1 protein-coding gene is annotated in these 1,616 nt (G+C 64.7%); it reads right to left on the minus strand.

All coding sequences use genetic code 11. The features are described 5' to 3' along the window. On the minus strand, nt 1-1,616 hold a 1,616-nt coding region (locus M2406_RS26380), incomplete at both ends, for a fimbria/pilus outer membrane usher protein (RefSeq protein ID WP_259191942.1).

The following is a 1,616-nucleotide window of genomic DNA, read 5'->3' on the forward strand; positions in this document are numbered from 1 at the left end:
CTGGTGTCCTGGAGCTCCACGCCATCCGGCAGCGTGGTGGTGTCCGGCATGACCTGGTTACGCTGGTAGGTCTGCAGGTACGGCACCACCGCGTAGCCGCGGCTGTCGGTGGTGGTGTTGCCCACCTTCACGCCCGCCGCGCCCGGGGCCTCAACCAGCGCCATGGCATCGCCCAGCATGCTGGTCAGCGTCACGCCGTGCTGATGGACCACCACGCCGCCGCTGGCCGAGCCGTTAATGGTTTTGGTGTTCGGGCCGTAGCCGTAGCCGCCGCTCACGCTGCCGCGTCCACCACTCCAGCCCAGTGACAGGTTACCGTTGGTACCGCCGCCCTGATTATCATGCCCCTGACTGGCACTCCAGGAGAGCTTGTTGTCAATAAAGGAGCCGCTGATACCGGCCTGCTGCGAGGTGCGGCCGTGGTTGTCGTTGGACACGCTGTAGTTGGCGTTCATGTTGCGCACCCCCTCCCATGACGGGTTAAACAGGCTGAACGGCACCGACACGTTCAGCGAGGCCTGGCGGTTCACCGGCCAGGAATCGTCGCTGGCACGGGTGTGGTCTTCGTCGTAGCTCAGGGAATAACTCACCCCCTTGATGCTGCTGCTGAACCCGGCCCCGACGGTGTTCACCACCCGGGTGGAGTTCCAGTAGTCATCACGCGAGGCACGCAGGAATACCGACCCCATCCCGCCCAGGGACTGGCTAAGGTTGGTCTGCCAGGAGCTGCGGCGGCGCTCGTTCAGCCAGGGTGCCTGGCCATCCTGCAAGCCATACCCGCTGGTGACCGCGTCCTGGAAGCTCAGAAAGTCACGGGTCGCGTAACGCCAGGCCGCGACATTCAGCGAGGTGCCGGTTTCATCCACCGTCTTGGCAAACTGGGCGCGGAACGCCGCCCCATTCTTCGTCTCATCAGGCTCACCGTGCCCCTCGACACGGGCGTGCGCCAGCGTACTGTCCAGCGAGACGGCACCGATGATGCCCAGCGACACCGCAAGGCCGACCGCCAGGGACTGGTAGTTCTGCGCCCCCAGCACGCCGCCATAGACGGTCATGTTCATCGGCAGGCCGACAGTGGCGGTCGCCAGCGCAAACAACGGGTCACGGCTGCCGGTGTACACGCCGTTGTTGCCGGAGTAACGCCCGGCGGTCACCTCATACTCCACCGCCCCCGGGCGCTTCATGACGCTCAGGGTGCTGATATTCTGGGTTGAGACATGCTTGGTGCCGTCGGCCTCGGTGACCGTCACCTCCAGCTCACCGCTGCCGGCGTTATACAAGTCGGTCAGGCGAAACGGCCCCGGCGGCACCGTGGTCTCGTAAATCAGGCTGCCGTTCTGACGCACGCTCACGCGCGCCGTCGAGGAGGCAATCCCGGTCACCACCGGTGCAAAGCCGCGTTTGGAGTTCGGCTCCATGCTGTCGTCCGAGGTCAGCTGCACCCCGCGAAACGGCACCGAATCAAACACCGTCCCGCCTGTGGAGCTTTCACCCGCGCGCAAGGACGCGCGCAGACGCTGAATATCACGCTGCACGTAGGTGTTGCTGAAATCCGTGGTGCTGGTCGTGGTGTCGTTGCCATTACCGCTGTTTTTGTACTGGCTGGCCGTCATGGT

Source organism: Serratia sp. BIGb0163, from assembly GCF_024809935.1.
Lineage (GTDB): Bacteria > Pseudomonadota > Gammaproteobacteria > Enterobacterales > Enterobacteriaceae > Serratia > Serratia quinivorans.